Annotated in this window: 28 protein-coding genes; 16 read left to right on the top strand and 12 right to left on the bottom strand. The window is 70.4% G+C overall.

Annotated features, from left to right (window positions below; translation table 11 throughout):
• Positions 1–25: 25 nt before the first annotated feature.
• Together A3Q40_RS03830 and A3Q40_RS03825 are read left to right on the top strand one after the other, a co-directional pair.
• Positions 26–256 (top strand): glucose PTS transporter subunit EIIB, encoded by a 231-nt coding sequence (locus tag A3Q40_RS03830; protein WP_068099862.1) that lies wholly within the window; start codon positions 26–28, stop codon positions 254–256.
• A complete protein-coding gene (locus A3Q40_RS03825; RefSeq protein WP_068099861.1) occupies positions 253–705 on the top strand; it encodes a PTS sugar transporter subunit IIA in 453 nt (150 codons plus the stop codon). Before A3Q40_RS03830 ends, A3Q40_RS03825 begins: the two co-directional genes overlap by 4 nt.
• A gap of 25 nt (positions 706–730) precedes the next feature.
• On the opposite strand, the gene A3Q40_RS03820 is transcribed toward A3Q40_RS03825, so the two are convergent.
• Complete coding sequence (locus A3Q40_RS03820; protein WP_068105135.1) at positions 731–1,477, bottom strand: GntR family transcriptional regulator; 747 nt, start codon at positions 1,475–1,477, stop codon at positions 731–733.
• A gap of 232 nt (positions 1,478–1,709) precedes the next feature.
• Between A3Q40_RS03820 and A3Q40_RS03815 the strand changes: the two genes are divergently transcribed.
• Both A3Q40_RS03815 and A3Q40_RS03810 read left to right on the top strand, forming a co-directional pair.
• On the top strand, positions 1,710–2,174 hold the full coding sequence (locus A3Q40_RS03815; protein WP_068099860.1) for an acyl-CoA thioesterase: 465 nt from the start codon (positions 1,710–1,712) through the stop codon (positions 2,172–2,174).
• Positions 2,171–3,352, top strand: coding sequence for a benzoate/H(+) symporter BenE family transporter (locus A3Q40_RS03810; RefSeq protein WP_068099859.1), 1,182 nt, complete (start codon positions 2,171–2,173; stop codon positions 3,350–3,352). Before A3Q40_RS03815 ends, A3Q40_RS03810 begins: the two co-directional genes overlap by 4 nt.
• Here A3Q40_RS03810 and A3Q40_RS03805 read toward each other — a convergent pair.
• From A3Q40_RS03805 to A3Q40_RS03790, 4 genes are all read right to left on the bottom strand, one after another.
• On the bottom strand, positions 3,349–4,383 hold the full coding sequence (locus A3Q40_RS03805) for a phosphotransferase family protein (protein ID WP_068099858.1): 1,035 nt from the start codon (positions 4,381–4,383) through the stop codon (positions 3,349–3,351). The two genes, A3Q40_RS03810 and A3Q40_RS03805, sit on opposite strands and share 4 nt — an antisense overlap.
• Positions 4,380–5,597 carry an acyl-CoA dehydrogenase family protein gene (locus A3Q40_RS03800; RefSeq protein WP_068099857.1) on the bottom strand — a complete coding sequence of 406 codons (1,218 nt, stop codon included), beginning with the start codon at positions 5,595–5,597 and terminating at the stop codon, positions 4,380–4,382. The genes A3Q40_RS03805 and A3Q40_RS03800 overlap by 4 nt, the downstream gene beginning before the upstream one ends.
• A 5-nt stretch (positions 5,598–5,602) precedes the next feature.
• A complete protein-coding gene (locus tag A3Q40_RS03795; RefSeq protein ID WP_082833741.1) occupies positions 5,603–6,487 on the bottom strand; it encodes an SDR family oxidoreductase in 885 nt (294 codons plus the stop codon).
• A 106-nt stretch (positions 6,488–6,593) separates the two neighbouring features.
• Positions 6,594–8,078: a cryptochrome/photolyase family protein gene (locus tag A3Q40_RS03790; protein ID WP_068099856.1), complete on the bottom strand. Its 1,485-nt coding sequence runs from the start codon at positions 8,076–8,078 to the stop codon at positions 6,594–6,596.
• Positions 8,079–8,173: 95 nt separating this feature from the next.
• Here A3Q40_RS03790 and A3Q40_RS03785 point away from each other — a divergent pair, with 95 nt between their 5' ends.
• From A3Q40_RS03785 to A3Q40_RS03770, 4 genes are all read left to right on the top strand, one after another.
• The gene (locus A3Q40_RS03785) at positions 8,174–8,386 is read left to right on the top strand and encodes a DUF2945 domain-containing protein (protein WP_068099855.1); all 213 of its coding nucleotides are present in this window, start codon (positions 8,174–8,176) and stop codon (positions 8,384–8,386) included.
• A gap of 186 nt (positions 8,387–8,572) precedes the next feature.
• Complete coding sequence (gene pdhA, locus A3Q40_RS03780) at positions 8,573–9,700, top strand: pyruvate dehydrogenase (acetyl-transferring) E1 component subunit alpha (RefSeq protein WP_082833740.1); 1,128 nt, start codon at positions 8,573–8,575, stop codon at positions 9,698–9,700.
• Positions 9,697–10,725 carry an alpha-ketoacid dehydrogenase subunit beta gene (locus A3Q40_RS03775; protein ID WP_082833739.1) on the top strand — a complete coding sequence of 343 codons (1,029 nt, stop codon included), beginning with the start codon at positions 9,697–9,699 and terminating at the stop codon, positions 10,723–10,725. Before pdhA ends, A3Q40_RS03775 begins: the two co-directional genes overlap by 4 nt.
• A gap of 86 nt (positions 10,726–10,811) precedes the next feature.
• Positions 10,812–11,462 (top strand): hypothetical protein, encoded by a 651-nt coding sequence (locus A3Q40_RS03770; protein ID WP_068099854.1) that lies wholly within the window; start codon positions 10,812–10,814, stop codon positions 11,460–11,462.
• A 40-nt stretch (positions 11,463–11,502) separates the two neighbouring features.
• Here the strand turns inward: A3Q40_RS03770 and A3Q40_RS03765 are convergent, their stop codons facing one another.
• From A3Q40_RS03765 to A3Q40_RS03755, 3 genes are read right to left on the bottom strand one after another with little or no spacing between them, the layout of a single operon-like run.
• Positions 11,503–12,885: an NAD(P)(+) transhydrogenase (Re/Si-specific) subunit beta gene (locus tag A3Q40_RS03765; RefSeq protein ID WP_235606554.1), complete on the bottom strand. Its 1,383-nt coding sequence runs from the start codon at positions 12,883–12,885 to the stop codon at positions 11,503–11,505.
• A gap of 56 nt (positions 12,886–12,941) precedes the next feature.
• Positions 12,942–13,259, bottom strand: coding sequence for an NAD(P) transhydrogenase subunit alpha (locus A3Q40_RS03760; protein ID WP_068099852.1), 318 nt, complete (start codon positions 13,257–13,259; stop codon positions 12,942–12,944).
• A complete protein-coding gene (locus A3Q40_RS03755) occupies positions 13,259–14,383 on the bottom strand; it encodes a Re/Si-specific NAD(P)(+) transhydrogenase subunit alpha (RefSeq protein WP_074922260.1) in 1,125 nt (374 codons plus the stop codon). The genes A3Q40_RS03760 and A3Q40_RS03755 overlap by 1 nt, the downstream gene beginning before the upstream one ends.
• A gap of 301 nt (positions 14,384–14,684) precedes the next feature.
• Here A3Q40_RS03755 and A3Q40_RS03750 point away from each other — a divergent pair, with 301 nt between their 5' ends.
• Both A3Q40_RS03750 and A3Q40_RS03745 read left to right on the top strand, forming a co-directional pair.
• The gene (locus A3Q40_RS03750) at positions 14,685–15,518 is read left to right on the top strand and encodes an SIR2 family NAD-dependent protein deacylase (protein ID WP_068099850.1); all 834 of its coding nucleotides are present in this window, start codon (positions 14,685–14,687) and stop codon (positions 15,516–15,518) included.
• Entirely contained in the window at positions 15,515–15,937 is a 423-nt protein-coding gene (locus A3Q40_RS03745; protein ID WP_068099849.1) for an HIT family protein, read from the top strand. The genes A3Q40_RS03750 and A3Q40_RS03745 overlap by 4 nt, the downstream gene beginning before the upstream one ends.
• Before the next feature lie 36 nt (positions 15,938–15,973).
• Here A3Q40_RS03745 and A3Q40_RS03740 read toward each other — a convergent pair whose 3' ends face one another.
• Complete coding sequence (locus tag A3Q40_RS03740) at positions 15,974–17,683, bottom strand: dihydroxyacetone kinase family protein (protein WP_068099848.1); 1,710 nt, start codon at positions 17,681–17,683, stop codon at positions 15,974–15,976.
• A gap of 81 nt (positions 17,684–17,764) precedes the next feature.
• On the opposite strand from A3Q40_RS03740, the gene A3Q40_RS03735 reads away from it, so the two are divergent.
• Positions 17,765–18,412: a Type 1 glutamine amidotransferase-like domain-containing protein gene (locus A3Q40_RS03735; protein ID WP_068099847.1), complete on the top strand. Its 648-nt coding sequence runs from the start codon at positions 17,765–17,767 to the stop codon at positions 18,410–18,412.
• A gap of 46 nt (positions 18,413–18,458) precedes the next feature.
• On the opposite strand, the gene A3Q40_RS03730 is transcribed toward A3Q40_RS03735, so the two are convergent.
• Positions 18,459–18,833 (bottom strand): hypothetical protein, encoded by a 375-nt coding sequence (locus A3Q40_RS03730; protein WP_371830141.1) that lies wholly within the window; start codon positions 18,831–18,833, stop codon positions 18,459–18,461.
• A 333-nt stretch (positions 18,834–19,166) separates the two neighbouring features.
• Between A3Q40_RS03730 and A3Q40_RS03725 the strand changes: the two genes are divergently transcribed.
• Together A3Q40_RS03725 and A3Q40_RS03720 are read left to right on the top strand one after the other, a co-directional pair.
• Positions 19,167–20,534 carry an FAD-binding oxidoreductase gene (locus A3Q40_RS03725; RefSeq protein ID WP_068099846.1) on the top strand — a complete coding sequence of 456 codons (1,368 nt, stop codon included), beginning with the start codon at positions 19,167–19,169 and terminating at the stop codon, positions 20,532–20,534.
• Positions 20,535–20,677: 143 nt separating this feature from the next.
• Positions 20,678–20,977, top strand: coding sequence for a DUF1540 domain-containing protein (locus A3Q40_RS03720; RefSeq protein ID WP_068099845.1), 300 nt, complete (start codon positions 20,678–20,680; stop codon positions 20,975–20,977).
• 9 nt (positions 20,978–20,986) lie between these two features.
• Here the strand turns inward: A3Q40_RS03720 and A3Q40_RS03715 are convergent, their stop codons facing one another.
• Both A3Q40_RS03715 and A3Q40_RS03710 read right to left on the bottom strand, forming a co-directional pair.
• A complete protein-coding gene (locus A3Q40_RS03715; protein ID WP_068105124.1) occupies positions 20,987–22,507 on the bottom strand; it encodes a carboxylesterase/lipase family protein in 1,521 nt (506 codons plus the stop codon).
• 80 nt (positions 22,508–22,587) lie between these two features.
• Positions 22,588–22,977 carry an SRPBCC family protein gene (locus A3Q40_RS03710; RefSeq protein ID WP_068105121.1) on the bottom strand — a complete coding sequence of 130 codons (390 nt, stop codon included), beginning with the start codon at positions 22,975–22,977 and terminating at the stop codon, positions 22,588–22,590.
• A gap of 88 nt (positions 22,978–23,065) precedes the next feature.
• Here A3Q40_RS03710 and A3Q40_RS03705 point away from each other — a divergent pair, with 88 nt between their 5' ends.
• The 3 genes from A3Q40_RS03705 (at position 23,066) to A3Q40_RS20570 (ending at position 26,473) form a co-directional block, all read left to right on the top strand.
• Positions 23,066–24,511, top strand: a complete 1,446-nt coding sequence (locus A3Q40_RS03705) for a sugar porter family MFS transporter (protein WP_256365927.1) — start codon at positions 23,066–23,068, stop codon at positions 24,509–24,511.
• Positions 24,512–24,722: 211 nt separating this feature from the next.
• Entirely contained in the window at positions 24,723–25,472 is a 750-nt protein-coding gene (locus A3Q40_RS20575) for a TenA family protein (RefSeq protein WP_068099843.1), read from the top strand.
• Positions 25,469–26,473, top strand: a complete 1,005-nt coding sequence (locus A3Q40_RS20570; RefSeq protein ID WP_377377266.1) for an ABC transporter substrate-binding protein — start codon at positions 25,469–25,471, stop codon at positions 26,471–26,473. Before A3Q40_RS20575 ends, A3Q40_RS20570 begins: the two co-directional genes overlap by 4 nt.
• Positions 26,474–26,479 lie beyond the last annotated feature (6 nt).

Below are 26,479 nucleotides of genomic sequence, written 5' to 3'. Positions count from 1 at the left end.
ACACCGACAGCGAGAGGAACCCACCATGGGCAAGGCGGAGCAGATCGTGGCCGGCCTCGGCGGCGCGGACAACATCGTCGAGATCGAAGCGTGCATCACCCGACTGCGCACCGAGGTGCGCGACGGATCCCTCGTGAACGAGGCGACGTTGAAATCCGCCGGCGCGCACGGTGTCTTCGCCAAGGGCACCGCGGTGCAGGTCATCGTCGGCCCGGAAGCCGACACCCTCGCCGAAGACATCGAGGACATTCTGTGACGACGGTCGCGGCGCCCCTGGCCGGCACGGTCGTCGCCCTCGCCGACGTGCCGGACCCGGTCTTCTCCGCGCAGATGGTGGGTGCCGGCGTCGCGATCCGGCCGTCGACGCGGACGGGCCGGGTCGACGTCGTGGCCCCGGTCGCCGGTCGGCTGCTGAAGCTGCATCACCACGCCTTCGTCGTCCTCACCGACGACAGGAAGGGCGTCCTGGTGCACGTCGGCATCGACACGGTGCAGATGAAGGGCGACGGCTTCGAGCTCGTCGCCACCGAGGGCGCCACGGTGGCCGTCGGCGACGTGGTGGTGCGCTACTCCCCCGACGCCGTCGTCGCCGCAGGGTACGACGACGTGTGTCCGGTGGTGCTGATGGACTCGGCGGCCGACTCGGTGGACGCGTCGCGCGTCGGTCGGGACGTCGTCCCCGGCGACACCGTGTTCGAGATCTGAGCCCGCACAACGGGATTCGGGAAGATCAGGGCCGCCGACCCGGGCGTCGCTGGCCCTGCACCTCCATCGACAGCTGGTACCGATCGCAGCGGTACCAGCTCTCGCAGTGCTCGATCGGCTGATCGCCGTGGAAGGACACGCGGTCGAAGTACAGCACGGGGGCACCGCGCTTCGTTCCCAGCAGCGTCGCGATCTCGGTGTCCGCCGCGGTGGCACTGACGGTCTGCTCGGCGCGGTCGATGGTCCGGTCGTAGTGCACCGAGACCGCGTCGTAGATCGACGCGCTGAGATCGTGCTCCATCAACCCGGGCAGGACCGACGCGTCGTACCAGCCGTCGTCGACACTGACCGGCTCGCCGTCGGCGAGGCGAAGCCGCTTGATGTGGTACGCCTTTCGGCCGTCGTCGATCCCCAGCGCGGCGACCGTCGCCGCGGACGGTTCCTCGAGTCGCGCGAACAGCACCACCGTGGTGGGCCGAAGCCCCTGGGCCCGCATCTCCTCCGAGAACGACGCCAGGTGCAGACGCGACTGCACCGGTCGGCTGGCGACGAACGTCCCCTTGCCGCGCACCCGCACCAGATGACCTTCGTTGACCAGCTGGCCGATCGCTTCGCGGACCGTGATGCGGCTGACGCCGTAGTCCTCCATCAGCCGCCGCTCGCTGGGCATGAGGTCGCCGGGCTGCAGTTCCTTGGTGCATCGATGCAGCAGAATGGCGCGCAGCTGTTCGTGTTTGGGAACGGCACTGTCCCGAAGATGGACGGGCATCACCACGAGCGTCTCCGGGGGTCTCGGCCGAGCAGGGCGGGGCGACGGGGTCCATTCCGCCGGGGCGGTACGGACTGGTCCCGACCGATCCTAGTCCTGACGACGTTCCTGCGCGCGCGCTTTCGGCCCGTCCCGCCGCCCTGCCACCCCGGGCAGTCCGGAGGCCGGTCGCATTGTTCCCCGGGCAGGCCGGAGGCCGGTCGCACAATTCCGACGTGTGGCATTCTCCTGTGCCATGACCACTGCCCCCGATGCCGCCGACTTCCCCGTGCTGTGGCCGGTGCCGACCCGGTGGGCGGACAACGACCACTACGGCCACGTCAACAACGTCGCCTACTACTCGTTCTTCGACACCGCGGTCAACGGCTGGCTCATGTCGGCCACGGGTACCGACATTCGCGAGCTGGACGCCGTCGGGGTCGTCGCGGAGACCTCGTGCCGCTTCCTCGCCCAGCTGAGCTTCCCGGACGAGCTGCGCGTCGGCATCGCCGTCGAGAAACTGGGAACGTCGTCGATCGTGTACTCCCTGGCCGTGTTCCGGGTGGCGGGCGGGCCGGAGACCGGTCGAGACGACAACAGGGACGAACTCGTGGCGGCGGCGTCGGGGCGGTTCGTCCACGTCTACGTCGACTCCGCGACCCGCCGACCGGTTCCGATTCCCCCCGACATTCGCGCCGTCGTCGAGCCGCTCACGGCATGACGGAGGCCGCGGCGCGCCCGGTGAGCCTCGCGGTGCCGATCGGCGCCGGGGTGGTCACCGCGCTGGTGGGGTTCACGTCGTCGTTCGCGGTGGTGCTCACGGGCCTGCGCGCGGCCGGTGCCACGGAGGCGCAGGCGGCGTCCGGTCTGTTCGCGCTGAGCCTGATCATGGGCTTCGGCATCGTGGGTCTCGCTCTGCGCTACCGCATTCCGCTGACCCTGGCGTGGTCCACACCCGGCGCCGCGCTGCTCGCCGGCACCGGGGCCGTCGTCGGCGGGTGGCCGGCGGCCGTCGGGGCGTTCGTCGTGGTGGGCCTGGCGATCGTGCTGACGGGTGCGTGGCCGCGCCTCGGGGCGCTGGTCGCCTCGATTCCGGTCTCCCTCGCACAGGCGATGCTGGCGGGCGTCATCCTGCCGCTGTGCCTCGAACCGGTCCGTGCGCTGGCGGCGTCGCCGGTGGCCGTGGCCCCGGTTGTCCTGACCTGGCTGGTGCTGCAACGCTTCTCGCCCCGCTGGGCCGTCCCCGCGGCGTTCGGCGTCGCCGCCGTGGTCATCGGGCTGGCCCTGCTGCGTTCCGGTACGTCCGTCCCCACGGACGGGCTGGTGCCGACGCTGTCCCCCGTCGCTCCGGTCTGGACCTGGCAGGCCGCCGTCGGGGTCGCCCTGCCGCTCTACATCGTGACCATGGCATCGCAGAACATTCCGGGTACCGCCGTCATGGCGTCGTACGGCTACACCGTCCCGTGGCGTGCGTCGATGACGGTCACCGGGGCCGCGACCGCCGCCGCGGCTCCGGTCGGCGCATTCGCCGTCAACCTCGCGGCCATCAGCGCGGCGCTCGCCGCCTCCCCCGACGCCGAACCGGACCGGGATCGCCGCTGGATCGCCGCCGTGACCGCCGGCGTCGCGTATCTCGTTCTCGCCGTGGGCTCGGCTGCCCTGGCCACCCTGGTCGCCCTCGCACCCGCCGGCATCGTCGAGACCGTGGCGGGCCTGGCGCTGCTCGGCACCCTCGCGTCTGCGCTCGCGGCGAGCACGCAGCACCCGTCGGACCGGGTGCCCGCCGCGATCACGTTCGTCGTCGCGGCGTCCGGCGTGGCCGTCGCCGGCATCGGCTCGGCCTTCTGGGCCCTCGTCGCCGGTCTCGTGGTGCGCGCCGTGACCGCGGACCGGGGCTAGAGAATCCCGGCGTCCTCCGCGGTGGCGACGGCGCGCGCGACGATGCCGTCGATGAGCGACGTCGTCGGGCCGCCGTCCCGAGCGCGGTTGCGTTCGTCCGCCATCGCCCGTCGGAGCACACCCTCGGCAATGATCGACAGCTTCCACAACGCCAGGGCATGCCAGTACCGGACCGTCGCGGTGTCGCGGCCCGTCGACCGGGCGTAGGTCTCGACGAGCTCGTCCCGGCTGGGGAAACCCGGCAGCGTCGACACCTGGAAGAAACCGGGGGTGTCGTCCGACGCCTCGGACCAATAGGCCAGCAGGGCACCGACGTCCGCGAGGGGGTCGCCGAGCGTGCACAGTTCCCAGTCGACGACGGCGACGATGGCGCCGTGGCCCCCGGTGATGACGTTGCTCAGATGGAAATCGCCGTGCACCAACGACAGCTCGGTCTGCTCCGGAGCGTGCTCCGTCAGGGCCGCGGCCAGCCGCTCGAGGACAGGGACCTCGCGCGTCTTCGACTGTTCCCACTGGGCGGACCAGCGCTTGATCTGGCGCGCCGCGTACGGCTTGTGGCTCGCCAGGTCGATCAACCCCGTCGCCTCGAGATCGACGGCGTGGATGCGGCCGAGGGTGGTCGGCATCTCCACCCCGACGGTACGACGACGGTCCTCCGGCACGTCCGCCGCCACCGACGGGTCGTCGAGGACGACGCCGTCGACGTGACTCATGAGCACCAGCGGCGCATCGGTGACCGCGGGATCGTCGGTCAGGGCGATCGTGCGCGGGACCGGAACGGCGGTGTTCTGCAACGCCGACAGGATGCGGAACTCGCGGGCGACGTCGTGTGCGGAGGCCAGCAACGTGCCCAGTGGAGGGCGGCGCAGCACCCACCGACGGCCGGCGTCGTCCGACACCAGGTAGGTCAGATTGGACTTTCCGTTGCCGATGCGCTCGTACGCGAGATCGCCCTGCGCGCCGATGTCCAACCCCGCGATCCACGCGGCGATACCGTCCGTGTTCAGGCCGGCGGGGGTCGCGTCGGTCACGGGGTGACCTTCCGGTACGGCGCGAGCTCGGTCCGCGCGATGGTGCGCTTGTGCACCTCGTCGGGGCCGTCGGCGAGCCGCAGGGTCCGCAGGTGGGCGTACATCGACGCGAGCGGGAAATCGTCGGACACCCCACCGCCACCGTGCACCTGGATGGCGCGATCGACGATCTTCAGCGCCATGGCCGGAGCGGCGACCTTGATGGCGGCGATCTCCACGCGGGCTTCCTTGTTGGAGAATTCGTCCATCATCCAGGCGGCCTTGAGCGTGAGCAGCCGGGCCATCTCGATCTCGATGCGGGCCTCGGCGATCCAGTCCTGGATGTTCGCCTGCGCGGCAATGGGTTTGCCGAACGCCACGCGCGAGGACGCCCGCTCGCACATCAGCTCGAGCGCCCGCTCGGCCATTCCGATCGCGCGCATGCAGTGGTGGATGCGACCCGGGCCGAGACGGGCCTGGCCGATCATGAATCCGGCACCCGGGCCGGCGAGAACGTCCTTGCCGGGAACGCGCACGTTCTCGAACAGCACCTCGGCGTGGCCCTCGCGATCCTGGTAGCCGAACACCGGCAGCCCGCGGAGCACCGTGACGCCGGGGGCGTCCATCGGCACCACCATCATCGACTGCTGCTCGTACGTCGCCGCCTCGGGCGCGGTCTTGCCCATCACGATCATGACCCGGCAGTTCGCGTGCAGCGCGTTGGAGGTCCACCACTTGCGCCCGTTCAGGATCCAGTCGTCCCCGTCGGCCGTCATCGACATGGCGATGTTGGTGGCGTCCGAGCTCGCGACGGCGGGTTCGGTCATGGCGAACGCCGACCGGATCTCCCCGTTCAGCAGCGGGGTGAGCCAGGTCTGCTTGTGCTCGTCGGAGCCGAATCGCGTGAACACCTCCATGTTTCCGGTGTCCGGCGCCGAGCAGTTGCAGGCCTCCGGCGCGATGGCCGGGCTACGGCCCATGATCTCCGCGAGGGGCGCGTACTCGGCGTTGGTCAGACCGGGACCGTACTCGGAGTCCGGGTGGAAGAGGTTCCACAGTCCGCGGGCCCGGGCCTCGGACTTGAGCTCCTCGAGCACGGCGGGTTGATGATGCGGGTCACCGGATTCGCGAATCTGCCGCTCGTACACCGCTTCCGCGGGATAGACGTGCTCGTCCATGAAGGCGAGCAGCCGCTCGCGGTAGTCGAGACAACGGTCGGTGAAGGAGAAATCCATGCGGGTCAGCCCTGTCTGGTGTCGGCGGCGGAGTCGAGCGTGCTGCGTTCGAGAGTGCTGTGGTCGGGAGTGCTGTGGCCGGGAGCGCTGCGCTCCAGGCTGCTGCGGTAACGGCGCATGCCGGCGATCCACCGGTCGTAGTCGGCACTCTTCTGGGAGTACATCGTCAGCACCTGTGGGTGCGGCAGGATCAGGAAGCGCTCGGCCTCCATTGCCTCGAGCGTCGTGCGCGCCACGTCGTCGGGTTCGAGGACGTCACCGGCGCTCGTCACCGCGGCGGCGGCCACGGACGCGCCCTCCCGGTCGCTGTCGAAGCCGGAGTTCAGCAGTGCCGTGTTCACGCCCATGGGGCACAGGCAGCTGACAGCGACGCCGCGATCGCCGTAGGTGACCGACAGCCACTCGGCGAACCCGACCGCCGCGTGCTTGGAGACCGAGTAGGTGGCGGAGCCGATCTGGGTGAGCAGGCCCGCCGCCGACGCCGTCGTCAGGAAGTATCCGGGCGTCCCGCGCTCCAGCCACCGCGGAATCACCAGGCGGGCCGCGCGCACGTGGGCGAGCACGTTGACGTTCAGCGCCGTCGACCACGCCGCGTCCGTGCTGTCGAGTCCCATCCCGGCGGTGGTGCCCGCGTTGGCGACGAACACGTCGAGCGGCCCGAAGGTCGACTCCGCCAGATCCACCGCCGCAGCGATGACGGCGTCGTCGGCCACGTCGCCACCGAGGGCGCGCGCCCGATCACCCAGCCGATCCGCGACCGCCTGCGCTGCACCGCCGTCGAGGTCGACGACCACCACCCGATTACCCGCGTCGACCAGCGCCGACGCCAGCGCGGCACCGATGCCGGCGCCACCTCCGGTGACGACCGCGACCCTGTCCGTCATTCGCATCGTTCCGATAGTAGGCACGGGTGAGCCAGGTCACGACAGTGGCCCGGTGAGTCGTTGTCACGACAGTGGGCTCGGCGGGGCTCGGTGGGGCGGAGTCTCACCGGGCCTAGAACGAGGTGCGCTTCTTCTCCTGCTCGAGCACGTCGTCGAGATCCTTCAGCCGATCCATCGAACTGACGGCGCGGCGGGTGCGCATGTTCGATGACAGCAGGTCGCGATGACGATGGGTGAAGGCCCAGTACCCGGCGGTGAAGGGACACGCGTCCTCGCCGAGCCGCTTCTTCGGGTCGTACGCACATCCCTTGCAGTAGTCCGTCATTCGGTCGATGTAGGCACCGCCGGAGGCATACGGCTTGGTGGCGATGATGCCGCCGTCGGCGTGCTGGCTCATGCCGACGACGTTGACCGGCATGACCCACTCGTACCCGTCGACGAAGTGTTCGGTGAACCACCGCGTGAGCGCCCGCGGATCGTAACCCTGTTGCAGCGCATGGTTTCCCAGGATCATCAAGCGCGGGATGTGGTGCACCCACCCGCGGTCGTGGACGCCCGCGAGCGCGTCCGAGAGGCAGGCCGCGGTGACCTCCTCGGCGTCGAGGCTGGCGAACCACGGCGGCAGCGGCGTGTCCGCCCCCATCTCGTTCTTGTCGATGTAGCTCTCGTCGAGATGCCAGTAGAGGTGCCAGACGTACTCGCGCCAGCCCAGGATCTGGCGGACGAATCCCTCGACGCTCGCGAGCGGGGCGTCGCCGTCCCGGTAGGCCTTCTCCGCCGCGCGCGCCGCGTCGAGCGGGTGCAGGACCCCCAGGTTGAACGGCACGCTGAGAAGGGAATGCGACATCGTCCAGTCCGCGGCCATGACGGCGTCCTCGTACGGGCCGAACGTCGACAGCCGGGTGTCGACGAACGTCGTCAGCGCCTGCTGCGCTTCGTCCGCCGTCACGGCGAACCGACGCGGGCCGTCGGTGCCGGACCACTGCACGTCCATCCCGTCGAGATCGCGTCGCACCTGCTCGTCGATCTCGTCCTCGGTGGGCCACCACGGTTCCGGGACGCCCAGCGTCTCCTGCTTCTTCGGCGGCTTCTCCCGGTTCTCGGCGTCCAGATTCCAGGTCCCGCCCTCGGGATCCTTGCCGTCCATGAGCACCTCGAACCGCCGCCGTTGGTCGCGGTAGAAGTTCTCCATCACGAACGACGTGCGATTGCCCGCCCACTCGGCGAAGTCCTCCCGCGACAGCGCGAAGGTCGGCGTGGGCAGTACCTCCGCCACCAGTCCCTCCTCCGCCATGGCGGCGACGAAGGCCTCCGCGCGACGCGACGTCGGCTGATGCACCACGACGGGACGTCCGACCTTCTCGAGCGCCTCGCGGTAGGTGTCGGTCTTCAGGTGGGTCGCGCGGTCCCCGAGTTCGTCCGCGAGATGCCGCATCCCCGACAGCAGCAGGTGCGCCTTCTGGCGATGCCCGCGCCGACGGCCCAGCGCGCGAGCGGATTCGACGATCACCACCTCGCGGTCCTTCGTCTCGTCGGACGAGTGCACGTGGGGTCCGAGCTGGTCCGCGAAGACCCAGAGCGGTGCGGGGGTGGCCATGGGTGATCATTCCCCGCCGCGTCCCTCCCCAATCGAGGCCCGATCGCGGCCCGACCGAGCCGGTGAAACGAGAGCGGAGGGGGTACGTACCAGCCATGACGTACAACAAGGGCACCAAGGTTCAGTGGAAATGGGGCGACAACACCGCCGAGGGCAAGGTGGTCGAAGTCCACAAGGAGAAGGTGAGCAAGAAGATCAAGGGTTCGGAGATCACCCGCAACGGCACCGACGACAACCCGGCCTACCTGCTCGAGCAGGAGGACGGTACCCAACTGCTCAAACTGGACAGCGAGCTGGAGAAGGACTGACCGTGCACGGTGGCCGGTCGGCACAGTTGCCGGCCGGCGCCACAGCGCATTCTGCGCATTCGACGAAGTTCCTCTTGCGCATCCGGCTACGAGGGGCATGCTGTGAAGCACGCCACAGGCGGCGCGACCACAGCATGACCCGGCCGTTCACGAGACGGCTCGGGCCGGCGCAGGAGGGACACGATCATGACCCCGTCGCACGAGCGACTCCTCGACTCGGTCGGTGAGTCCCCGACACCGCACGACCGCCACCCACGACCGGTGGACCGCATCACCCACCCCGTCCAATTGGTGCAACCCGACGGGCGGCGCGTTCACGATCGCGAGTACTGGGGCCTCGTCGCCGACGTGACCGGCGCCGACCTGCTGGCCCTCTACACCGACATGGTGGTGGCCCGGCGCATCGACACCGAGGCCACCGCCCTCCAGCGGCAGGGCGAGTTGGGGTTGTGGGCACCGCTCCTCGGACAGGAAGCCGCGCAGGTCGGCTCCGCGCGCGCCCTCGACCGCGCGGACTACGTCTTCACCAGCTATCGCGAGCACGCCGTCGCCTACTGCCGCGGCGTCCCCGTCGAGAAGCTGACGGCCCTCTGGCGAGGAACCGCCCACGCGGGCTGGGATCCCACCGAGTACGGCATCACCAACCCGGCGATCATCGTCGGCGCGCAGGGCCTCCACGCCACCGGATACGCGATGGGCACCCGGTTCGACGGCGTCGACGCCGCCACCGTCGCCTACTTCGGCGACGGCGCGACCAGCGAGGGCGACATCTCCGAGGCGTTGTCGTTCTCGGTCGCGTTCGGCGCGGGTGTCGTCTTCTTCTGCCAGAACAACCACTGGGCCATCAGCGAGCCCGTCTCGCTGCAGACGCCCGTCCCGCTGGCCACCCGCGCGGCCGGCTTCGGTATGCCGGCGATCCGCGTCGACGGCAACGACGTCCTCGCCGTGCTCGCCGTGACCCGAGCGGCGGCGCACCGCGCCCGCACCGGCGGTGGGCCGACGTTCGTCGAGGCCATGACCTACCGCATGGGCCCGCACACGACGTCGGACGATCCCACCCGGTACCGCCCCGGCGCCGAACGGGACGTCTGGTCCGCCCGCGACCCCTTGCTCCGCCTGGAACGGCTTCTCGAGCGGGAGAGCGTTCTCACCGACGAGACCAGGGCCCGCGTGGCCGCGACCGCGGACGACGTCGCCGCACGCCTCCGGGCGGCCACGGTCGGTGCTCCCGATCCGGATCCCGCCACCCTGCTCGACCACGTCTACGCCGAGCCCCACTCGCTCGTCGACAGCCAGAAGGAGGCACTGCGATGACCACCGCCACTCCCCTCCGTCCCGAGGGACCCGCCTCCGACCGACCGGAGGACCGCGTCACCGGCACCCTCGGCGGTGCGATCAACGCCGGACTGCGGGCAGCGTTGGACGCCGATCCGAAGGTCGTCCTCATGGGCCTCGACATCGGCAAGCTCGGCGGCGTCTTTCGTATCACCGACGGCCTGCAGAAGGACTTCGGCGATCACCGCGTGCTGGACATGCCCCTCGCCGAGTCGGGCATGGTCGGCACCGCCTTCGGGCTGGCACTCCGGGGCTACCGCCCGGTGGTGGAGATCCAGTTCGACGGCTTCGTCTACCCGGCCTTCGACCAGATCGTCTCGCAGGTGGCCAAGATCCGGTACCGCACCGCGGGCCGGGTCGGTGCCCCGATGGTCATCCGCATCCCCTACGGCGGCGGAATCGGTGCCGTCGAACACCATTCGGAGTCGCCGGAGGCGTACTTCGCGCACACGGCCGGGCTGCGCGTGGTCGCGCCCAGCACGCCCCACGACGCCTATTGGATGATCCAACAGGCCGTCGCCTCCGACGATCCGGTGATCTTCTTCGAGCCCAAGCGCCGCTACTGGGACAAGGGTGCCTGGTCCCCGTCCGCACCGGATCTGCCGCTCGACCGGGCCCGCATCATGCGCATGGGCACCGACGCGACCGTCGTCACCTACGGGTCCACCGTGGGCACCGCCGTGCTCGCGGCGGAGGTCGCCGAGCAGGAGGGCCGCAGCCTCGAAGTGGTCGATCTGCGGTCGCTGTCTCCGCTCGACATGGACACGGTCTGCCGGTCGGTGCGGCGCACGGGACGTCTGGTGGTGGCGCACGAGGACACCGGGTTCCTGGGCATGGCGTCCGAGATCGCCGCGCAGGTGTCGCGCGAGTGCTTCTACTCGCTCGAGGCGCCGGTGGAGCGGGTCACGGGCTTTCACGTTCCCTACCCGGCCGCCCGCCTCGAACGCCACCACCTGCCCGACGTCGACCGCATTCTGGCGGGAGTGGACACCGCGCTCCGCTGACTCCGCCCGGCCGAGCGGCAGGGGGTCGCGGGTGTGAGGGAGGCCTCACAGACGACTCCCAGAATCCTGGCGCATCATGGTGTGCCGTGAGCACGTCGACCACCGAGCAGATCGTCCTGTCCGTCCAGCGATCCACGCCGCGGTTGTGGCTGGCCGCGGCCGTCGGTGCGGTGACCCTCGTGGTTCTCTACGCCGCACTCCCCCTGGCCGGCGTCGCCTATCCGACGGCCCGGCCGATCCTCGAACCGGTGGCCGGCGGCGCCGCCCGACTGCTGTCGGCGATCGACATCACCACCGTCCTGGTGGTGGTGGCGGCACTGACGGTCGTCTCGATCGCGCGGGCCCTCCCCTACGGCATCGGGGCGGTGCTGATGCTCTGTCCGGGCGCGCCGCTCACGGCCGCAGCCGCGCGGTCCTGGCTGCCCGAGTCCGTGCTCGCCTCCGCGCATCCCGACGGCCGGATCGTGGCGGTCGCCTCGCTCGTTGCCGCGGCATCGCTGGTGGTCCCGTCCCGCGTCCGCCCGGCGGTTCTCGGCCTCGGCCTCGCCGCGACGGTCGCGGTGTCCCTCGCTGCCGTCGTCACCGCGGCCGCGTCGTTCGTCGGCGTGCTCGGCGCCCTGGCGATCACCGGGACGTGGTGGGCGCTGGCCGCCGTCGTCATGGCGCATTCACCGATCGCTGCGCGCCGGGAGCGCAAGAACCCCCTCGACACCGCAGCCCTGAAACTTCGCCGCTGAGGGCGAGTTCCAGGGCCGCGGACGGTCGGGAGGCTGGAGGTCAGAGCGCCTTGAGCTCCTCGATGACCGAGTTGACGGACTTCTTCGCGTCCCCGAAGAGCATCGAGGTGCGGTCGGCGGTGAACAACGGGTTGTCGATGCCCGCGTAGCCGGAGCTCATCGACCGCTTGAGCACGATCACCGACCGCGACTCGTCGACGTTGAGAATCGGCATCCCGTGGATGGGCGAGCTCGGATCGTTGCGGGCCGCGGGGTTGGTGACGTCGTTCGCGCCGATGACGAGGGTGACGTCGGTCCGGGAGAACTCCCCGTTGATGTCGTCCATCTCCTTCATCGAGTCGTACTCCACGTCCGCCTCGGCGAGCAGCACGTTCATGTGCCCGGGCATGCGGCCGGCCACCGGGTGGATGGCGTACTTCACCTCGACGCCCTTCGACTCGAGAATCGACGCCATGTCCTTGACCGCGTGCTGCGCCTGGGCGACGGCGAGGCCGTAGCCCGGCACCACGATGACCTGGGAGGCGTAGGCCATCTGGATGGCCGCGTCCGCCGCGGAGGTGGACTTGACCGTCCCCCCGCCCTCGCCGGCAGCACCGGCCGCGGCCGCGCCGCCTCCACCGAACGATCCGAAGACGATGGCCGGGATGGACCGGTTCATGGCCGTCGCCATGAGGTTGGTGAGGATGGTGCCGGACGCGCCGACGATCATGCCCGCGACGATCATCGCGGTGTTGTTCAGCGCCAGACCCGCGGCGGCGGCCGACAGACCGGTCAGCGCGTTGAGCAGCGAGATGACCACCGGCATGTCCGCGCCGCCGATCGGGAACACCACGAACAGGCCCATCAGACCCGCCGCGACCAGGACGATCACGATCCACCAGACCGCCGTGCCCTCACCCGGGGTGGCGTGGATGCCGATCCACACCGACGCGGCCACCGCCACGAGCAGCAGCACCATGTTCAGCAGCTGGAACGTGCGAGCGTTGGAGACGAACGCCTTCTCCACCTTCTTGTTCAGCAGCTCCTGCAGCTTGGCGAACGCCACCAGCGAACCCCAGAAGGACACCGAACCGATCACGGCGGCGAACAGCGACCCGACCACGATGTGGACCGTCGGCTCCTCCCCGTGCTGGAACGCCGAGAAGCCGTCGGTCTCGAGGAACTCCGACCAGGCGATCAGCGCGACCGTGCCACCGCCGACGCCGTTGAACAGCGCGACCAGCTGCGGCATCGCCGTCATCTTCGTGCGCTTGGCCGGCGGCACACCGAGGATCACACCGATCGCCAGACCGGCGGCGATGAGGATCCAGTTGACCGCGGCGGTGTCGCGCACCTCGATCAGCGTGGCCACCACGGCCACCCCCATACCGACGGCGGCGATCCAGTTGCCGCGCACGGCGGTCTTGGGACCGGTCAGGCCCATCAGGCCGTAGATGAACAGCGCGAAGGCGGCGATGTAGAGCACCGCGACGAGGTTGTTCACTTCTCGGCTCCCTCACGCGCGACGGGCTTCGACTTGAACATGCCCAGCATGCGGTCGGTGACGAGGAAGCCACCGACGACGTTGAGGGTGCCGAAGATCAGCGCGACGAACGCGATGATCCGCACGCCCCACGACGCGTCCTCGGGCAACCGGCCCAGGACGATCAGGGCGCCGAGCACGACGATGCCGTGGATGGCGTTGGTGCCCGACATCAGCGGCGTGTGCAGCGTGTTGGGCACCTTGGAGATCACGGCGAACCCCACGAACCCGGCGAGAACCAGGATCGCGATGTTCGCAAGCAAGGACAGATACATCAGGCGTCCGCCTTTTCGGTGGTGGGGACGTTCCGCGTCACGCAGGACTTCTCGAGAACCTCGTCGGAGAAGTCGGGTGCGAACGCCCCGGACTCGTCGAGCATCAGTTCGAGCAACGCGGACACGTTCTTCGAGTACAGCTCGCTGGCGTGCTCGGGCATCGTGGCCGGCAGGTTCAGCGGCGAGCAGATGGTGACGTCGTTCTTCACCACGGTGCGACCGGGCTCCGTGAGCTCGCAGTTGCCGCCCGTCTCCCCCGCGAGGTCGACGATGACGCTGCCCGGCTTCATCGCCGATGCGGCCGCCGCCGTGACCAGACGCGGCGCGGGCCGACCCGGCACGAGCGCGGTGGTGATGACGACGTCGAACGTCGCGATCGCCTTCTCGAGCGCCGCCTGCTGCTGCGCGCGTTCGTCCTCGGTGAGCTCGCGGGCGTACCCGCCCTCACCCGCGGCGTCGATCCCGAGATCGAGCCACTGGGCACCGACCGACCGGACCTGATCGGCCACCTCCGGACGGACGTCGTACCCGGTCGGCCGCGCACCGAGACGCTTGGCGGTGGCGAGGGCCTGCAACCCGGCGACACCGACACCGAGCACCAGCACGGTCGCCGGCTTCACCGTGCCGGCGGCCGTGGTGAGCATGGGGAAGAAGCGCGTCGACTCCGACGCGGCGAGCAACACGGCCTTGTAGCCGGCCACGTTCGCCTGGGAGGACAGCGCGTCCATCACCTGCGCGCGAGAGATGCGGGGAATCGCCTCCACCGCGAACGCCTGGACGCCGGCCGCGGCGAGGGCCGGGATGACGGTGTCGGCATTGCGCGGCGCGAGAAAGCCGATGAGGGTGGTGCCGGACGCGAGCTTGCCCACCTCGGACTCCGACGGCGGCGCGACCTTGACCACGACGTCCGCCGACCACGGATCACCGATCTCGGCCCCCGCGTCCACGTAGAGCTCGTCCGGGATGAGCGCACCGAGACCGGCTCCGGCCTCCACGACCACCCGGACACCCTTGCCGACCAACGACGACACGACCTTGGGTACCAGGGCCACCCGCCGCTCGCCCTCGGCGCTCTCGCGCACGACCCCGACGAGCGGCCCGGCGCCCCGAGAATTCTCCACCACTGACGACTTCCTCTACGAACGCATCGACGTCCCGACAGGGGTCGAGACGAGAGATGACCTGCGCATCGCCGGCCCGCCCGTGGTTGGGGACGCGTCGGCAGGGCCGTGGCCATGCAAGAAGGAACGACGGGCGACGGGGGCGGTTCGCACACGCCACGTCACCGATCGGTTCCGCATCACGGCCGGATAGGGCCGACCAGAAACGTAACGCACACCACAGACACACAGCCGCATACCGGACACGGATTGTGAGAGAACTCATAACACCCGTCCGGTCCGCTCACCGGGCACACTCGACGGCGTGACCGCCACCGTTCCCGACGACGTCCTCACCGCGCTGCGCCGCGCCGACTCGATCACCGTGTTGACGGGTGCGGGGATGTCGGCGCAGTCGGGAATCCCCACGTTCCGCGACGCGCAGACGGGCCTGTGGTCCCGCTTCGACCCCGCCGACCTGGCCAGTCACGCCGCGTTCGTGCGCGATCCCGATCTGGTGTGGGGGTGGTACCGGCGGCGGGCCGCGCTGGCCGCACGGGCCGAACCCAACGCCGGCCACGTCGCCCTCGCGCGGTGGCAACAGCACGCGGAGAACCGCGGCGCGTGCCTGACGATCGCCACGCAGAACGTGGACGATCTCCACGAGCGCGCGGGGTCCGTCGTCGCCGCCCACGTGCACGGTTCGTTGACCGCGGTCCGGTGCTCGGTCTGCGACGCGCCGTACCACGGTCCGCTGGACGACGGCACCGACAGCGGCGCCGGCGACGACGCCGGCAACGACACCGACGAGATCCGCGTGCCGCCCCCGTCGTGCGCCGAGTGCGGCAGTCCGGTCCGGCCGGACATCGTCTGGTTCGGCGAGGCATTGCCCGAGGACGCCTGGCGGGCCGCGGAGAGTGCGGCCGAGGAGGCCGACGTCGTCCTCGTCGTCGGCACGTCCGGCGTCGTCTATCCGTTCGCGGGCCTGCCGGCACTCGCCCGCAGCGCCGGCGCACTGGTGCTCGAGATCGACCCCGCGGAGACGGCCGTGTCGGACATGGCCCACCACCACCTGCGGGCCGGCGCTGCCGACGTACTCCCCGCGCTGCTGGACAGCGTTCTCGATCTCAGCGTTCCCGACCACGGAGAGGTGCGATGACCCCCGACTGCATCTTCTGCGCCATCGTCGCCGGCGCCGCACCGGCCACCGTGGTGCACGAGACGGACACGACGCTGGCATTCCTCGACATTCGACCCGTCACGACCGGCCACACGCTCGTGATCCCGAAGGCCCATTCGGCCGGGCTGGCCGACCTGGACCCCGCGATCGCCGGTGACGTGTTCCGCACCGGTCAGCTGCTCGCGGCCGCGGTCCGGCGGGGCCTCGGCGCGGACGGGGTCAACCTCGCGATGAACGACGGGCGGGCGGCGTTCCAGACGGTCTTCCATTCGCATCTGCACGTGGTTCCGCGGCACGACGGCGACCGCATCCGGTTCGTGGCGGGTTTCGTCACCCGACGTCCGGGCGACCTCGCCCGCACCGGCGAGGCCATCCGGGCGGCCGTGGTCGCCGACTGATCCTGGCGGTGACCACGGCCGGCCGCGGCGCCGGCGTCAGGATCGGCCGGCCGCGTCGGCGCCGGCGGCGAAGAACCACGCCACCGCGAGCGCACCGGGGTCGACGACGTCCCGAGCGGCGTCGCCCACGTAACTGGCGCGGCCGCGCCGCGCGGTCATGCCGGCGGTGTCCTGCGCCCCTCGCGCCGCGGTATCCGCAGCGGCGGTCAAGGCCGCCGCCAGCGTCTCCGCCCGCGCGTCGTGCAGGGCGTCGGCCGCCGGGGCGAGCGCGTCGACCATCGTGCGGTCGCCCGGGGCGGCGCCGCCCAGTCGCACGACGATCTCGAGCGCGCCCCGCACGGCGTCCGCCATCGTGTCGGCGTCGACGTCCCGCCCGGCGAGTCCGTCGGCCAGGCGGTGGAACACCGCCCCGAAGAGCGCACCGGACGTTCCCCCGGCGTTCTCCAGGAAGCTGCGGGACAGCGCCGCGAACATCGCCGCGGCGGGCAGGGCGGACGACGCGTCGGGCGCATCCCGCAGGCCCGCCTCCATGGTGACGCCGAAGTCGCCGTCGCCGGCGCGCCGGTCCAGCTCGGTCAGCTCGTCCACCGCGTCGCGCACCCGTTCCGTGAATCCGGTGATCCACGCGGTGATCACCGGATCGGGCTCCCCCTCGCCGGCCGACGCCGAACCGGCCGCATCCGACCGACTCTCCCCGTCCACGACGGAATCCGAGCTCGGGTCACCGGCCGGCGCGTTGGGCCACGCGGGCGCGGCGGTGGGGGCGTCCCACAGGGTGAGGACCTCGTCGGTCGGCAGGTCGGGACCGCATCGCACGACCGTCAGGGACACACCGGCCATGTCGAACGCGGTCACGTAGGTCCCGACGAGGTGGCGGCGCACCCGCACCCCGCGGGCGGCCAGGGCGTCGAGGGCGTCGCCGAAGACCACCGCGATCTCGAGCGCGTGCGTGCCGCCGAGCCCGTTGACCACCAGAAGCACCTCGTCCCCGTCGCCCGCCCCGAGGGCGGCCAGCACGGGATCCAGCAGGGTGTCGACCACCTCGCGAGCGGTCAGGGTGCTCGTCCGGGCGGTGCCGCGCTCGCCGTGGATCCCCACGCCCACCTCCACCTCGTCGTCGCCGAGCTCGAACGACGGCGCGGACGCCCCGGGCACGGTGCACGCGCGGAAGGCGACGGCCATGCTGCGCGACGCGGCCGCCACCCGCCGGCCGAGGTCGGCGACTGCGGTCAGGTCGTCCCCGCGTGCCGCCGCGGCACCGCACAGCTTCTCGACGACGACCGTCGCCGCCGTGCCGCGACGGCCGGGACCGTCGGAGTCCGAGGAGTCCGTGGCGACGTCGTCGTCGACCAGGACCGTCTCGACGTCGATGCCGTCCGCGCGGCAGAGGTCCGCTGCCACACCGAAATTGATGACGTCGCCGGTGTAGTTCTTGACCACGTGCAGCACTCCGGCGCCGCCGTCCACGGCGCGAGTGGCGGCCTCGATCGCGAGACTGTTCGGCGACGTGAACACCGCGCCGGGCACGGCCGCATCGAGCATGCCCGCGCCGACGAAGCCCGAGTGCAGGGGCTCGTGACCGGAACCGCCGCCGGACATCACCGCGACACGGCCCTGGTCCACGGGGACGCGACGGGTGAAGTAGCCGGGCCGCTCGACCCAGCGCAGGTCGTCGGCAGCGCGCGCGGTGGCGCGGCAGGCGTCGGCGACGACGGATCCGGGATCGACGATCTTCGAGGACGACATGACCCGACCCTACGGCCGCGTGCGGCTCCGCGGACCGGATGCGACGGCCGGGACGGGACCGCGGGGATGCGAGACTGAGCCATGCGATTGTTCCTGGCGTCCTACCGATTCGGCGCGCACGGAGACCGCCTGCTCGAGCTGGTGGGCACACCCGGTCGCATCGGCGTGGTCGCCGCGGCGGCCGACGCCTGGCCGGTCGCGGCACGGACCGCGGCGCTGACGAGCGACGTCGCGCTGCTCACCGAGGCGGGATTCGATCCCGTCGAGATCGATCTCCGCGCGGTGACGCCGACGACCGCCGAGGCCGCCCTGGCCGGACTGTCGGCCGTCTGGGTGCGCGGCGGGAACACGTTCGTCCTGCGTCATCGGCTGGCCACGTCGGGCGTCGATCACGTTCTGCGCGAACGACTCCGACGGGACGACCTCGTCTACGCCGGATACAGCGCGGGCGCGTGCGTCATGGGACCGTCGCTCACCGGCATCGATGCCGCCGACCCGCCGGCCGAACTCGCCGAGATCACCGACGATCCCGTGCAGCAGGACGGACTCGGAGTCATCGACGACGTGCTCGTCCCGCACTGGTCGACACCGACGGCCCCGTCCGCGCTGGACCCCGACGGTGCCGCCCGAGCCATGGCCGACGCGTGTCGCGCGGCGGGCGTGCGGTACCGGACCCTGACCGACGATCAGGTGTTCGTCCGGGACGGCGACGACGACCGGGTGCTGTGAGGCCGGTAGTTCGACGAGCGGGTCACCCGCTGTGTCGACGAGCGGGTCACCCGCTGTGCGCGATGGGGAACGTGAAGGGTGCCAAGCGATCCATCGAGGCCCACGCCAGCCGGCACCGCCGGACCGTCATCTCGTCGGCGTCGGTGAGCAGAGCATCGAGCAGCAGCGACGGCCGCTCCCCCCACTCGCGCGCGACGGCGGCGACCTCGGACTCGGCGAGCAGACCCGACTGCGCGAGAGCCTCGATCCACGACGAGATCTCGCCGCGGTGCAGCGCCTCGAGGGTGTCGTAGTCGACCCCGTCCTCGACGAAGTCGTAGGAGAACATCGCGGCGGCCACCGCGGCCGCGCTGGTGTTCGACGTGCGCTGCTGCGTCGCAGCTGCCGTCGTGCGGTGCTGCGCCGCAGGCGCTGCCGTCATGCGCTGTGTGGTGCGTGACCGGGCCATGGGAACCCTCCTTGCTCGCCCCCTCGGTGTCGGCGGAGGTGCCGAGGTGCCGTGGTCCGACGCTAACCCCCGCTCGACCCATTGTCGGCAGCTCGCGAGGCACGATCTGGTAACAGAGTGAACACTGTGACTGATGTGACGAGGCTCAGTGAGGCCGGACCGTGATCGCAACACGTCCCGCCGAACCGATCGGTCTCGTCGGGAAACCCCCTCGGCGGGCATCGGTGCGCGGGTAGCGTCGGTCTCGGGTGCTCGCGGGATGCGCGCGCGGACCCGACGTACCCGAGCCACGGGAGGGAACAGTCGATGACCGACACGCGGGTTCAGGACCTGATCGGACTACTGGACGAGAAGGTCGTGGTGACCGACCCGGACATCCTGGCCGGCTACCGACAGGACTGGGCCCGTGATCCGGACGCCGGAACCCCGCTCGCCGTCGTCCGCGCCCGCAGCACCGACGACGTCGCGGCCGTGATGCGCTGGGCCACGACGCATTCCGTACCCGTCGTCCCCCGCGGCGCCGGTTCGGGCCTGTCCGGCGGGGCCACCGCCGTGGACGGCGGCATCGTGCTCTCCACCGAGAACATGCGGGCGATCACCGTGGACCCCGTCACGCGGACGGCCGTGGTGCAACCGGGCCTGCTCAACGCCGAGGTCAAGGCGGCCGCGGCGGAGCACGGACTCTGGTATCCGCCGGACCCGTCGTCGTTCGAGATGTGCTCCATCGGTGGCAACGCGGCCACCAACGCCGGCGGTCTGTGCTGCGTGAAGTACGGCGTCACCACCGATTACATCCTGGGACTCGAGGTGGTACTCGCGGACGGCGTCGTGGTGCGTCTCGGTGGCGCCCGCCTCAAGGACTCCGCAGGGCTCTCGCTCACCAAGCTGTTCGTCGGCAGCGAGGGAGTGCTGGGCGTCATCACCGAGGTGACCCTGCGGCTCATCCCGGCACAGCCCCCGGCCAGCACCGTCGTCGCGACGTTCGCCGAGCTGTCCGACGCCACCGACGCCATCCTTGCGATCACCCGATCGCTGCGCCCCGCGATGCTCGAATTCATGGATCGCACGTCGGTGAACGCCGTCGAGGACGCCATGAACATGGGATTGGACCGCGACGCCGCCGCCATGCTCGTCGCCCGTTCGGACTCCCCCGGCGCGCACCGCACCGAGGAAACCGGGATCATGGCTACCGCGTGCACCGAGGCAGGCGCGGCCGAGGTGTTCGTCACGGACGACCCCGACGAGGGCGAAGCCTTCGCGGCCGCACGCCGATTCGCGATCCCGGCGGTGGAGCGCACGGGGTCGCTGCTGCTCGAGGACGTCGGTGTACCGCTCCCGGCCCTGGCCGATCTGGTGCAGGGCATCGAGAAGATCGCCGACGCCCGGCAGGTGACCGTGGCCGTGATCGCGCACGCCGGCGACGGCAACACCCACCCCCTCATCGTGTTCGACCCCGAGGACCGGGACATGGAGGAGCGGGCGCACCAGGCGTTCGGCGAGATCATGACGCTCGCGATTTCTCTGGGCGGCACCATCACCGGTGAGCACGGCGTCGGTCGGTTGAAGAAGGCGTGGCTGCCCGACCAGGTCGGCGACGACGTCATGGAGCTGACCCGACGCATCAAGAATGCGCTCGATCCGGCGGGAATTCTCAATCCCGGCGCGGTGCTCTGACCGCGGGCGAATCATTTCGGCACACCCGCGTTGCTGAAAGGCAAGCCATACTCAGGTCAGCCTGACCTTGCTGGTGAGAGGGGTTTTTCTCGGTTACCGTCGTGTCCAGACGACCCGACCACGTCACCGAAACGGAGAATGTCATGGCCACCTTGGAAATGCCCGAAGTCACCGACTGTTCGGTGAGCAGCTGCTCCTACAACCACGACGGTTGCCACGCCTTCGCCATCAGCGTCGGCGGCAGCAACGGCACCGCCGACTGCGCCACCTTCATTCCCCTGTCCACCAAGGGCGGACTCGACGTCGTCTCCCCGCAGGTCGGTGCCTGCCAGCGCGCGGACTGCGCCCACAACAAGGACCTCGAGTGCACCGCCGCCGCCGTGCGCATCGGTGCGGGCGAATCCTCCGACACCGCCAACTGCCTCACCTACAGCAAGGCCTGAGACCAGCGCTCAGCTGAAGCCGAGGACCTCGTCGCCCCACACCTCGCGGAGTTCGCGGTCGGGGTCCAGGGCCAGCGAGTCCCGCGAGTCGATGAGCAGCGTTCGCCGACGAGAGTCGTAGGGCGCCCAATGTTTCGAGCCGTCCAGCGCAGCAGGGACCCCGTGCCAGGCGAACGCCACCCAGCGTCGCTGCACCCGCCGGGAGACCTGCTGCGCTGCTCTGCGTCCACCGAGCCAGAACGTCGGATCACGGTCGAACGTGCCGAAATTCCCGAAGACGTAGGGCAGTTCGGTCGCGTGGCCGGCACCGATACGGGCCGCCCGCAGCACCGGTGTCGCGTGATCGAAGCGGTAGACGAACGTCGGGGACCGGCGGCAGTGCGCGTCCGCGATCCACAGGCTCGGCATGCGGAAGCCGGCGTCTCGGGAGAGCGCCGCGGCCCCGGCGCTCGCATCCCGCGAAAAGGCTAGCGCCGCAGCGCTCTTCGGGAGGTCCGGATAGGCCGCCATGATCTCGGCGACACGTTCGGGCGAGAGATCCGGATGGTCGGCGGCGATGGCCTCGAACATGGTGGCCACCGTCTCGGGTGTGACCGGCATCAGCGGTGACTTCATCAGCCGGAACACCGAGGCCTCGTCCTTGTTCGACCCGATGATCAGAGGAACGGGGTGCGAGTAACCCTTCTGGAACGCCGCCACCGGGTACCGGGGCACAACGTCGCCGTCCACGACCGGCGCCAATCCCAGTGTGCCCGGGACCTTCTCGGGAATCTCGTACACGAGCAGGTCCGACGCCTCGACGAGCCGCTCGACCGGCATGTCGCGGAGTTCCTCCACCCGATCCGGACTCAGCTCGACCAATTCGAGGAAGCGCTCCGCGACGGTGCGGGCGCGCTCGGGCCCGTAGACGGAGGTGGCCGGCGCGCTCTGGGCTATGGCCTTGTGGAACAGACCGGCCGCCGGGGGCGAGGTCATGAGCGTCGTCACCGACGCGCCCCCGGAGGACTCGCCGAAGATCGTGACGTTCTCCGGGTCGCCGCCGAACGCCGAGATCGCCTCGCGAACCCAGGTCAGGGCGGCGATCTGGTCCCGGAGGCCGAGATTGGTGTCGAAGCGGTCGCCGCCGAGCGACGGGTCCGACAGATCCAGCCAGCCGAGCGCGCCCACCCGATAGTTGATCGTCACCACCACCACCTCGCCGAGGTGCGACAGGCGATGGCCGTCGTAGATGCGCTGGGCCGAGGACCCCAGGGAGTAGGCGCCGCCGTGGATCCACACCATCACCGGCCGGAGCACGCCGTCGGGCACCGGAGCCCACACGTTGAGGGTCAGACAGTCCTCGTCGATGGGCAGGGTGGCGTCCATCGGGACCGGTCCACCGCGCCCCTGCGGCGCCATGGCACCGAAGGCGGACCCGTCACGCTCGCCGTCCCACGAGACCGGCGGGCCCGGCCGACGGAAGCGGCGCTCGCCGACGGGCGGCTCGGCGTACGGGATCCCCTTCCAGGAGACCACCTCGCCCCGGACCATGCCGCGGACGCGGCCGAACGGACAGGCGACCACCCGGGTGCTCTCGCTCTGCGGCACCCGGCCGACGCTACCCGGCCCGCTCAGGGCCGGACCAGGCCACCGAGCGCGAGATACGCGGCCGGCGAGTAGGCCAGCACGATCGGAGCGAGACCGTCCACCGTGAGCCAGGTGGACGACCCGGTGCCCCGCGCTTCCACTCCGTGCTCGAGGGTCAGACCGGCACTTCGCGCGCCGATCCACGCCCGCCAGGCCCACGTACGGGCCGACTCGTCGACCGCCAGCACCTCGAAGGACACGCGAATGCCGACCGGTCCCTTCACGGTGCCGGTGGTACCGACCGCCAGTCGGTCGGTGGAGGCGTCGACCCCGAGGATCTGCGGCGCCCACGTCGGCCACAACGAGATGTCGGCGTAGCGCTCCCAGGCGGTGTCCGCCGTGGCCTGTCCGCGTCGTCGCAGCGTCGTCCTCACCGCGGGCGGATTGACCCCGCGACCCGAATCCAAACCCGCGATCGACACCCGGTGGGAGTCTCGGACCACGGGGAACAGCAGCGGCGTAGTGTCCGAGAACGGACCACGACAGTCGTCAGAAACGGGTACGCCAATGACCACTCAGGCTTCGGCCAACCACACCGCGAAAGTCATCGGCGTCACCGTGGCCGCGGCGGTGGGCGGCTTTCTCTTCGGTTTCGACTCCTCCGTCATCAACGGTGCGGTCGACGCCATTCAGGGCCATTTCGTCCTCGGTGAGTTCCTCACCGGGTTCACGGTCGCCATCGCGCTGCTCGGGTGCGCCGCCGGGGCCTGGTTCGCAGGTGGACTGGCCGATCGGTGGGGCCGCAAGAAGGTGATGCTGCTCGGCTCGTTCCTGTTCATCGTCTCCTCGATCGGATCCGGCCTGGCGTTCAGCGTGCCCGACCTCATGGTGTGGCGTGTGCTCGGCGGACTGGGCATCGGCATCGCCTCGGTGATCGCGCCCGCGTACATCGCCGAGATCTCCCCGGCGCGCATGCGCGGGAGCCTGGCGTCCCTGCAGCAGTTGGCCATCACCGTCGGCATCTTCGCGGCACTGTTGTCGGACGCCGTCCTCGCCAACAGCGCCGGCGGCGCGTCGAACGACTACTGGTTCGGCATCGAGGCGTGGCGCTGGATGTTCATCGTCGGCGTCGTGCCCGCGGTGGTGTACGGCGTTCTGGCGCTGTTGATTCCGGAGTCCCCGCGCTACCTCGTCGGACAGCATCTCGACGAGGAAGCGGCGCGAGTTCTCGCCGAGGTGACCGGTGAACTGCATCCGGACGAGCGCATCCACGAGATCCGGCTGACCCTCCGCAAGGAGAAGCAGTCGTCGTTCGCGGACATCCGCGGCCCCCGCTTCGGACTCCAGCCGCTGGTCTGGGTCGGCATCATCATGGCCGTCCTGCAGCAGTTCGTCGGCATCAACGCGATCTTCTACTACTCCACCACCCTGTGGAAGTCCGTGGGATTCAGCGAATCCCAGTCGTTCACCACCTCCGTCATCACCTCCGTGATCAACGTGGTCATGACGTTCGTCGCCATTCTCTTCGTCGACCGGGTCGGGCGCCGAAATCTCCTCATGGCCGGGTCGATCGGCATGTTCGTCGGTCTCCTCCTGGCCGCGGTCGCGTTCTCCCAGCAGATCGGCAGCGGCGACGACGTCTCGTTGCCCGAGCCGTGGGGTGTGGTCGCGTTGATCGGTGCCAACCTCTTCGTCGTCTTCTTCGCCGCCACCTGGGGTCCGGTGATGTGGGTCCTGCTCGGCGAGATGTTCCCCAACCGGATGCGGGCGATGGCCCTGGGTATCGGCACGGCAGCCAACTGGGTCGCGAACTTCGTCATCTCGCTGATGTTCCCGCAGCTGACGGAATGGGTCGGACTGTCGATCGTGTACGGCGGGTTCGCATTCTTCGCCGCCGTCTCGTTCTTCTTCGTCAAGGCGAAGATCCCCGAGACCAAGGGCCTCGAACTGGAGGACATGAAGTTCTGACGGCTCCTCTGTCGTCCGCTCTCCGCTCACCGAATCCGCGGTCCCGCACGTCGGGGCCGCGGATTCGTTCGCTTCCGGGACCGGTGTTCGGGCACGCGGGGCGGTGCTACTGTCGCGGCGTACCGACACGGGGTGCTTCGCCGACCGCGGCGAGGCTGAGATGACACCCGCGAACCTGATGCAGATAATTCTGACGAAGGGATGTCCGGCGATGCCGCACACCACGCTGCCCGAAACACCGCTGTCCGAGACACCGCTGCCCGCACCAGCGGGCGAGTCGACGCGCTTCACCGACCACCTCTGGGACGTCACGGCCGACCTGCGCCGCGCCATCGACGGTCTCGAATTCCTGCGCCGACTCGGCGACGGCACCCTCCCGGTGGAAAGCTTCCGCACGTACATCGAGCAGGACGGGCTGTACCTCGAGGGGTACGCGAAGGCGCTGGCGCTGCTCGCCTCCCGCGCGCCCGATCCGGTGGACGGCGCGTTCTGGGCGACGTCCGCGGCCACGGCCGTGACCGTCGAGAAGTCGCTGCACGCCGACCTCCTCGGCGACCCGCGGCTCGGGGACGCACCGACCTCGCTCGAGCACAGCCCCGCCTGCCTCGGCTACGTCTCCTACCTCACCGCCACCGCCGCGACGGACAGCTACGCCGTCGGTGCCGCCGCCGCATTGCCCTGCTTTTGGATCTACGCCGAGGTGGGTCGTACGCTCGCGGCGTCGGCGCGCGAGGTGCTCGCCGCCGATCCCGACCACCCCTACGCACGGTGGGTGACCACCTACGACGCCGAGGACTTCCAGGTCTCCGCGGACCGCGCTCGCGAGGTGGTCGACGCCGCCGCGCGCGACACCGGGCCGGACGAGCGCGCGCGAATGACCCGCGCCTTCGTCGTCGCACTCCGGTACGAGTTGCTGTTCTGGGACACCGCCCTGCACACCACGCCGTGGCCCGCGGCGTGAGGGCGCGCGCGGCAGCGGCCGCCACCCTGATTCTCGCGTCCACCCTGGCCGGGTGCTCGTCGGCCGGCGCGTCCGCGGACACCGTCCGGTTCGCACTGGACTGGACACCCAACACCAACCACACCGGGTTCTTCGTCGCCCAGCAGGAGGGCTACTTCGCCGACGCCGGTCTCGACGTCGAGGTGCTCCCCTACAACTCGACGTCGCCCGACACCCTGGTCGACTCCGGCAACGCCGAGTTCGGCGTCAGCTTCCACAGCTCGGCCACCCACGCCAAGGCCGCCGGCGCGAACATCGTCTCGGTGATGGCGCCGCTCCAGCACTGGGCCACCGGGATCGGGGTCCGCGCCGACCGTCCCGACATCGCGTCACCGCGTGATCTCGACGGCAAGACCTACGCCGGATTCGGCGACGCGGGCGAGTCGGCCTCCCTCGCGGAGGTCATCCGGAACGACGGGGGCACCGGCGAGTTCGAGACCGTCGTCCTCGGCACCAGTGCATACGAGGCCGTGTACGCCGGCGAAGCGGACTTCACCGTGTCCTACTTCGCCTGGGAGGGCCTCGAAGCCGAGCGCGCGGGCACGCCGATGAAGTACTTCGACTACACGGACTACGGCTTCCCCGACTCGTATGCCATCGTCATCGACGGGAACGAGGACTGGCTGGCCGAGAACCCGGACCGGGCACGAGCTTTCGTCCAGGCACTGCAGCGCGGGTACGCCTTCGCGGCGGAGAACCCCGACGCCGCGGCGCAGGATCTGATCGACGCCAACCCGGGCGCCTTCCCCGACGAGGACCTCGTCCGGGAGAGCCAGCGCATCCTCTCCGAACGGTATCTCCGCGACGAGAACGGACGCGTGGGCACGCAGACGCTGAACAAGTGGTCCGGGTACTCGCGGTTCCTCTACGAGGCGGGCGTGCTCACCGGACCCGACGGGGCACCGCTCGCCGAGGAACCGGACTGGTCGACGTACTTCACCGATGAGTATCTCGCCGACTGAGCGGGC

Source organism: Rhodococcus sp. PBTS 1 (assembly GCF_001620025.1).
Taxonomy (GTDB): Bacteria; Actinomycetota; Actinomycetes; order Mycobacteriales; family Mycobacteriaceae; genus Rhodococcoides; species Rhodococcoides kroppenstedtii.
The sequence above is the reverse complement of the archived record's forward strand: the minus strand, read 5'-3'. Positions and strand labels throughout refer to the sequence as shown.